We start from the raw sequence: 7,144 nt of genomic DNA on the forward strand, positions 1-7,144 counted from the left end.
CAATTGGACGCCGCAAATGGGCACGTGCGTCGTGATCAATGCAGGTTGGTATAAGTCTGTCGCGATTGTCAAATTGCGCTGACGCAACCCGGCGCAAGGCACGATCAGGCGAAACAGCGAAAACGTCTTCTTCTGAGAGCGCGCGATGAAGCCTGCGTGACCAAATGAGATTTTTTCTAGTGCCTACGCCGGGATGCGCCGCACCTGCGTAGTAAAAGCCCACTTCAATCGAAACGGACACGACATCTGGTGACGCTGCTATCACATGTTCGATGATATCCACCGAACCTGCGTCGTTCCAATTTTCAAATGAAGAGGGGTTGTCACCACGGTAGAAACCCTGCCGAAACTCCTCCGCCTTCTGGTGCATGAAAGCTGAAAAATCCTTGTCCTTTGGCTCAGTGCCTATAACCACCTCTACATGTTCTTTCCACATCGCGGGATACCCAGCGGGAGCCGAAGATACTGGCTTTGTTCGATTGGAGAGCACTACGACTTGATAGGGAAAGCCGCCCGCCATTGTTACAGCGGCAAGTAAGGTCGTCCACATCATGCGCCGTTCTCCCCGGAATTGGTGGTTCTGACTTTCTCCTATTGGCAAATGATTTGTGATCCATGAATAGCCAGTTTTCGTGAGCGGCTCACCAGCAGCTTTTGGCGGCCAATGCGGTTTCTGCCTGACGCCAATCGCACTGCTTACGCCGCCTCTCTGCCATCCACTCAATCGTTACCCCGACGCGGGGGGACCTGGCTGACCTATAAAGGTTGCAAATGTGCGATCACGTGCTATAGTACATAGTGTTATAAGGTGGCGCAATGCGGATTTTCAAAACCAAATGGATTGCGCGCTTCGTCCGGCGTGAGCGAATTGACGACGCTGGTTTGAAAGAGGCTATCGCGCGAGCCGAGCGCGGTATTATCGACGCCGATCTGGGTGGCGGCCTCATCAAGCAGCGCGTTGCCCGGCCTGGCCAGGGGCGATCAGGCGGGTTTCGCATGATCGTCGCCTATCGAACGGAAGATCGGGCGTTCTTTCTGTACGGCTTTGCCAAGAATGAGCGCGAGAACATCGAGGACAGCGAGTTGCAGACCTTGAGGGACATTGCCGCCGAATTGTTGGCGCATGACGACACCGCCCTGGATGCAGCCGTGGGCATGGGCAAGCTACAGGAGATCGAAAATGGCGAAGAAGCTTAGCAATCTGACCGAAGCCCTCCTCGAAACGGCCGAGGATATGCACAGCGCCGGGCTGGTGGGCGATGAAGTCTATGAGAAGATCACCGTCCGCCACCTGGGGCCAGACGCGCCGCTCACGGCCGCACCGATTACCCCGGAAGAGATCCGAAGCGTGCGCGAGCGTGCGCATTTGAGCCAGGCCGCGCTCGCCAAATATACGAACCTGACGCCGGGCTATATCTCGCAGCTTGAACGCGGCACCAAACAGGCCAAGGGGCCTGCGCTCGCCATCCTGAACGTCATTCGCCGTAAGGGCATCGAAGCACTGTTGTGACCGTCTACTTCACGAGTCTGACGGCGGCTATCGCCTGGTCTCGGTCAAATTTTCTCAGGCAGGCATGGTCCCGGCTGCTCGTACAGAGCGGGCCGACCGGGCCATCGTCATTCGTGGAAGGTCGCGCTGTCTTCGATCGGCGCCTTGCCGATGCGGTACTTGTTGGCGGCGTGCGCCGTATCGGGGTAGCCGAATGAGATGCCGAACAGCAGCTTGAACGCCGGGTCAATGCCAAGGACACCACGGATCGTATCGGCATAGAAGCCCAGCATGGTCTGCGGGACTCCGCCCAGCCCGTGGGCGGTGAGCGAGAGCAGGAACGTCTGTCCGTACATACCGACATCGCCGGCGACCCGCACGTTGTCCCCCATGGCAGGCATGAACAGGAAGGCTACGTGCGGTGCGTCGAAGAACTTCAGATTGCGCTGGGACGCGCTGCGGCGTTCGTCCAATGCCTCGCGCGCGACACCGATCGCCTGGTAATAGGTCGCGCCCTGCGCTCTGGAGCGCTCGCCGTAGATGCCATGATAGTCGGCAAGCGAGAAGCTGAAATCGGGCGTTATGTGCCCGGTTTCATCGGCTGCAAGGATGGCTTCGCTGACCTTGTTCCGGGCCGAGCCGGACGCGATGTGAACCTCCCAGGGCTGCGTGTTGCAATTCGATGGCGCAAGTTGTGCGTCTTCAAGCACGGAACGGAGCACCGCCTTTGGCACAGGTTCTGGCAGGAAGCTTCGTACCGAATGGCGCTCGCGCAGAACGTCTCGAAACAGCTTGGGCTCAGGCACTTGGATTGTCTCCATCTTCGGCGGTAATGTATGGGATCGCACTTCGTCGATCTGGCAGAATCTCTTTGCGCGAGATGAAAACTGTCGCCGACAAGAAGGAAGGTCTGGTCACCGCGGGAATCGCCCACGTCAACGATTTGACGATGCTGGGTCGGGAAGCTGAAGTGCCTGGGACTCGCGAGCCTAGCCAAAACCCCGCGACACGACCTGGCAAATCCGCGTCAGCGTAACGCAAAAGATAGAGTCTCGCTATGACACGGCACTGAGGCGAGCCAGATCTTCCGGGAGCGGCGTCTGACCGGTGCGATTCTTGACCACAGGAAGTTCGGCAACCTTGCTGCGCCATGCATGGAGGGAGGTGAGTTCCGAAGCGATCGGCAAGCCGACAATGTCGGCAAATATCAGGCCGCAAAACAAAGTGATATCGGGCATCGAAAATCGGTCGCCTGCCAAATACGGCTGCTTTGCCAATATATCATTGAAGTAGGGCATACTGGCCACGGCGTATGCGCCGCGCCGCTGCCCCCATTCCTTCGCACCGCTCCACTCGGGCGCCCGCCAGGGTCGGAGAGCGGCGCCAAGGCCGGGGGTGCCATAATGGAAATAATCGTCGACGGCGTCGATCACCATCATCTCCGCTCGACGCTGCATCATGTGAATGAGACCCTTCTCACGCGGGGTCGTGCCGGTCAGAATCGGATTACCATCCAGATTGTCGAGATATTCAGTGATGGCCGTGGATTCGGAAATGATGGTGCCATCGTCGAGTTCGAGCACGGGAATTTTCCCGATCGGGTTCATCGCCAGGAAGCCGGGCTGCTTCTGCGCGGCCGCGATGAGATCGACGCTGACAAACTCGACCTGATCATCGAGGCCTTTTGCGGCAAGGACGATCCGGACTCGAGTAGGATGTGGTCCTGCCTGACGGTCATATATCCTCATGACGAAATCCTTTCTATCTATCAGTTGATAGGTTTCTAAGCTATCGCTATCAGGCACGTCAACGCCTATCTGCCATTTGGCAGACCGCAAGGTGCGAGGGTTCGAAATGAGCAGAAATACTAGGGAGTCCATCTTGGACGCCGCAAGGCGAACCGCGCAGGCGCGAGGCTATGGCGGCCTGAACTTTCGGGATCTTGCCGCGGATGTCGGCATCAAATCGGCGAGCATCCACTATCATTTTGCGAGCAAAGCTGACCTGGGTGCGGCGGTAGCGAGGCGCTATTGGGAAGATGCCGCCATTGCTCTGGAGGCCATATCCGACGAAACGCCGGACCCGCTGGCCTGTCTGCAGCGATACCCTGATATTTTCCGCGCGGCCCTTCAGAATGGCAACCGGATGTGCTTGGGCAGTTTCATGGCTGCAGAATATGACGACCTGCCGGATCTTGTGAAAAAGGAAGTCCAATCCTTCGCTGACGTCAACGTGGCGTGGATTGGCAGGCAACTATCCGCGGCCTCGATCGTCCCGATCGAGAACAGCGAAAAAAGGGCAAGGGCTATCTTCGGGGCCATTGCCGGGGCGCAACTCCTGGCAAGAAGCCGTTCAGATATCTCCATCTACGATTCGGCAGTCGAGGGCTTCCGTGACGCAGGGCTGTTGCCTGATTGTCGTCACCTCAGGCGCTTTCTCGAAAACGATGGTGAAGCGGGAACAAGCCCCGTGCTCGACGCTCTCGCTCACCCGTAAGCGGACTAGGGCGCGAACTCATAAATCGGGTTGAAGCTTCGGCCGGGTCGTGATTCAGACCCTCTTCTGGAATGGAGGGCGTATGACGCGGCGGCGATATGAACTGACAGACAAGGAATGGCTGATCATCGAGCCATTGCTGCCCAACAAGCCGCGCGGTGTGCCCCGTGTAGACGATCGTCGCGTGCTAAACGGCATTCTCTGGCGCTTCCGTTCCGGCGCGCCTTGGGCAGAGATCCCGGACCGCTATGGGCCATCGACGACCTGCTACAACCGGTTCGTCCGTTGGCGGAAAGCTGGGGTGTGGGACCGGCTATTGGCGGCGGTTTATGACAGCACCGCCATCCGCGAGGCTGCGGCGGCCAGAAACATCTGGGCCAACATTCCTAACCGTTCCAACCGCAAGCAGCGCTTCGCATTTTCGTCCTGGCTCTACCGCCAGCGCAATCTCGTCGAGCGCTTCTTCAACCGGATCAAACAGTTCCGAGGCATCGCCACCCGATACGACAAGGATGATGCCAACTATCTCGCCGCCATCAAGCTCATCTGCATCCGATTGTGGTGCAATGCGTAATGAGTCCGCGCCCTAAAACTCACGCAAGGATCCATAGCATGAAGATCGGCATTCTCGGCACCGGCCACCTCGGCAAAACGCTCGTCCAACTGCTGAGTGCGGCGGGTCATGACGTCAAAGTGGGCAATTCGCGGGGACCGGAGACGATCGACGCGGACACGCTCTCTTCGGGCGCTCGCGCAGTCACCGCAGCGGAGGCTGTCGTCGGCGTCGATGCGCTGATCCTGTCCGTCCCGCTCGACCGGATCCCGGGGCTCGTGCCGTTGATGGCGGACGTCGATGCGGACACCGTCATCATCGACACGTCGAACTATTCTCCGCCGCGCGACGGCCAGATCGCCGCTCTGGACGATGGGCAGGTCGAGAGCGAATGGGTCTCTGCACAGTTGGGCCGGACGGTCGCCAAAGCGTGGAACAGCATTGGGTCCGGATCGCTGGCGACTAAAGGCAAGCCTGCGGGCGATCCCGACCGCATCGCCATTCCGGTCGCCGCCGACAGCGAGCGGGAGCGCGCCGTCGCCATGGCGCTGGTGGAAAACACCGGCCTCGACGCAGTGGATGCTGGTACGCTCGCCAAATCGTGGCGGCAGCAGGGCGGTGCGCCCTGCTACTGCACGGATCTCGGTCGTGACGAGCTGCCGGCGGCGCTTGCGGCGGCCGATGCGGCGCGCTTGGCGGTCCGCCGTGACCTCTTGATCGCAGCCGTCGGGGAGCGCTTGGCCGGCGGCACGGCGATCGTTCCGGACGCGGACTATCTCGTCCGCGTAACGCGCGCGCTGTTCATGTGATATCGTCGATGTCGAGGCGTTCGCTGCAATGGCACGACGCCTCGACCTCTGCAGACGACCAAAGATCGGCCCACTTGTCCAACGGTGAGGAATGTTCTTGCGCTGCGAAGATGCGATGGCTCAAGTTGGATCTGTCATCAATATATCCCCGTGTTCAGGTTTCCCGCAAACGAAGGACGAACGAGAATGCCCGCGCCGCGGACGTCTTCTTCGGTCAAAAGTCGAGCCTTTCCTGTAATCTGTTGAGTGTTTCGTAAAGCCTGCACGCGGGACGAACTTTGCCTGCACATCGAGCCTCGTTTCGCTGTAGCCGACAGCACGAGCCCCTTCGAGCAGACGCCACTGAATATGGTGGCGCCAGATGCTTGCCTTTTTAAACGCACGCTCGGCTAGCCGCTACAGATCCGTTATCAAAGCCCGCTATTCAGATCATTTAGAGTGTTGAACATGGAAACAGGAATTATCGGATCGGGCAACATCGGCCAGACGCTGGCGCGGTACCTCATCGCGCTCGGGCACCAGATCTCCATCGCCAACTCACGCGACCCTGCTTCCCTGCGGGAATTCGCCCAGGAGACCGGCGTGCGAGCAGTCACTTCGGAAGAGGCCGCAAGTGCGAAGGATCTGGTCGTGCTGGCTGTAACTGATACCAAGGCACGCTGATGCTGACTCACGTTCGGGATTCCCAAGCTGCTAAAATTATGATTCGATGTTGCAGGTACTGGGAGGCTTGTGATGGCGGCAGCGATTGGTGTTCGATCTGACTACACATCGGCGGATTTGCGCCAGTTGGCACGACGAAGTGGAGATGCCGATCAGGTCCGTCGTCTACTCGCCGTTGCGTTGATCCTGGACGGCGGAAGCCGGAGCGACGCGGCGAAGGTTGCCGGCGTGACCCTACAAATCGTGCGCGACTGGGTCATGCGGTTCAACGAGGGCGGCCCTGATGGCCTGGTCACGCGAAAGGCTCCGGGGCGAGCCTCTATCCTGAACGATGAGCAGCGCAGTCGGCTCGCGGCGGCGGTCGAGACGGGACCGATCCCAGCGGCGCACGGTGTGGTGCGCTGGCGGCTTGTCGATCTTGCGCAGTGGATCCGGGATGAGTTCGCACTCTCTGTCACGCGCCACACACTAGGGCGGGAACTGCGCGCGATGGGCTACCGCAAGCTGTCGGCGCGCCCCCGCCATCGTGGCCAGAAGCCTGACGACATTGCCGATTTTAAAAAAGCTTTGCCTCCCGTCTGGCGCAGATCAGGCGGAGGCTTGCGAGAGGAACGCCGATAGAACTGTGGTGGCAGGATGAAGCCCGCGTGGGTCAGCAGACCAAACTCACCCGGCGGTGGGCCAAGCGCGGCACCCGCCCCTTGGCACCCAAAGATCAGCGGGGGTCCTCCGCATGGCTGTTCGGCGCGATCTGTCCTGCTGAAGGCAAGGCGGCAGGCATCGTCATGCCCAGATGCAACAGCGAGGCCATGAGCATGCATCTCGAGGAGATCGCCTTCCACGTCACGCCGGGCGCGCATGCCGTCCTGCTGCTGGATCAGGCCGGATGGCACGGATCAGCTGAGTTGATCGTGCCTCCCAACATCACCCTTATGCCGCTGCCGCCCCGGTGCCCCGAACTCAACCCAGTCGAAAACGTGTGGCAGTTCATGCGCGACAACTGGCTGTCAAACCGCATCTTCAAATCCTACGACGATATCGTCGACCACTGCTGCTACGCTTGGAACAAGCTCGCCGACCAGCCCTGTTGGGGTGGACGGCCTCCGTACGGCATCAGAATGTGCCAGAGTGAGT

Annotated in this window: 10 protein-coding genes; 7 read left to right on the plus strand and 3 right to left on the minus strand. The window is 59.7% G+C overall.

What is annotated here, in order from left to right:
* The coding region (locus ACODR8_RS19680) for a hypothetical protein (protein WP_489008815.1) at positions 1-553 on the minus strand (553 nt) is incomplete at its 3' end.
* A gap of 263 nt (positions 554-816) precedes the next feature.
* Here ACODR8_RS19680 and ACODR8_RS19685 point away from each other — a divergent pair.
* Together ACODR8_RS19685 and ACODR8_RS19690 are read left to right on the plus strand one after the other, a co-directional pair.
* Complete coding sequence (locus ACODR8_RS19685) at positions 817-1,197, plus strand: type II toxin-antitoxin system RelE/ParE family toxin (RefSeq protein WP_489008816.1); 381 nt, start codon at positions 817-819, stop codon at positions 1,195-1,197.
* On the plus strand, positions 1,181-1,510 hold the full coding sequence (locus ACODR8_RS19690; RefSeq protein ID WP_489008817.1) for a helix-turn-helix domain-containing protein: 330 nt from the start codon (positions 1,181-1,183) through the stop codon (positions 1,508-1,510). The genes ACODR8_RS19685 and ACODR8_RS19690 overlap by 17 nt, the downstream gene beginning before the upstream one ends.
* A 107-nt stretch (positions 1,511-1,617) precedes the next feature.
* Here the strand turns inward: ACODR8_RS19690 and ACODR8_RS19695 are convergent, their stop codons facing one another.
* Entirely contained in the window at positions 1,618-2,295 is a 678-nt protein-coding gene (locus ACODR8_RS19695; protein ID WP_489008818.1) for a nitroreductase, read from the minus strand.
* 249 nt (positions 2,296-2,544) lie between these two features.
* Complete coding sequence (locus tag ACODR8_RS19700; RefSeq protein WP_489008819.1) at positions 2,545-3,294, minus strand: glutathione S-transferase family protein; 750 nt, start codon at positions 3,292-3,294, stop codon at positions 2,545-2,547.
* Between the two features lie 76 nt (positions 3,295-3,370).
* On the opposite strand from ACODR8_RS19700, the gene ACODR8_RS19705 reads away from it, so the two are divergent.
* From ACODR8_RS19705 to ACODR8_RS19725, 5 genes are all read left to right on the plus strand, one after another.
* On the plus strand, positions 3,371-3,985 hold the full coding sequence (locus ACODR8_RS19705) for a TetR/AcrR family transcriptional regulator (RefSeq protein WP_489008820.1): 615 nt from the start codon (positions 3,371-3,373) through the stop codon (positions 3,983-3,985).
* Between the two features lie 82 nt (positions 3,986-4,067).
* Positions 4,068-4,559 (plus strand): transposase, encoded by a 492-nt coding sequence (locus tag ACODR8_RS19710; protein ID WP_489008823.1) that lies wholly within the window; start codon positions 4,068-4,070, stop codon positions 4,557-4,559.
* On the plus strand, positions 4,559-5,347 hold the full coding sequence (locus ACODR8_RS19715; protein WP_489008821.1) for an NADPH-dependent F420 reductase: 789 nt from the start codon (positions 4,559-4,561) through the stop codon (positions 5,345-5,347). The genes ACODR8_RS19710 and ACODR8_RS19715 overlap by 1 nt, the downstream gene beginning before the upstream one ends.
* A 402-nt stretch (positions 5,348-5,749) precedes the next feature.
* Positions 5,750-6,010: an NAD(P)-binding domain-containing protein gene (locus ACODR8_RS19720; protein ID WP_489008824.1), complete on the plus strand. Its 261-nt coding sequence runs from the start codon at positions 5,750-5,752 to the stop codon at positions 6,008-6,010.
* 72 nt (positions 6,011-6,082) lie between these two features.
* A protein-coding gene (locus ACODR8_RS19725) for an IS630 family transposase (RefSeq protein WP_489008822.1) occupies positions 6,083-7,144 on the plus strand; the annotation gives its coding sequence in 2 pieces (ribosomal slippage) (positions 6,083-6,608 and positions 6,608-7,144; 1,063 coding nt annotated over the 2 pieces). This gene is flagged as partial in the annotation.

This window comes from Sphingobium sp. FG58 (assembly GCF_057809055.1).

What these genes read in the sequence shown, in the direction of transcription:
- ACODR8_RS19690 (WP_489008817.1), top strand. Translation starts at nt 1,181, where the DNA reads ATGGCGAAGAAGCTTAGCAATCTGACCGAAGCCCTCCTCGAAACGGCC.
- ACODR8_RS19710 (WP_489008823.1), top strand. Translation starts at nt 4,068, where the DNA reads ATGACGCGGCGGCGATATGAACTGACAGACAAGGAATGGCTGATCATC.
- ACODR8_RS19685 (WP_489008816.1), top strand. Translation starts at nt 817, where the DNA reads ATGCGGATTTTCAAAACCAAATGGATTGCGCGCTTCGTCCGGCGTGAG.
- ACODR8_RS19715 (WP_489008821.1), top strand. Translation starts at nt 4,559, where the DNA reads ATGAGTCCGCGCCCTAAAACTCACGCAAGGATCCATAGCATGAAGATC.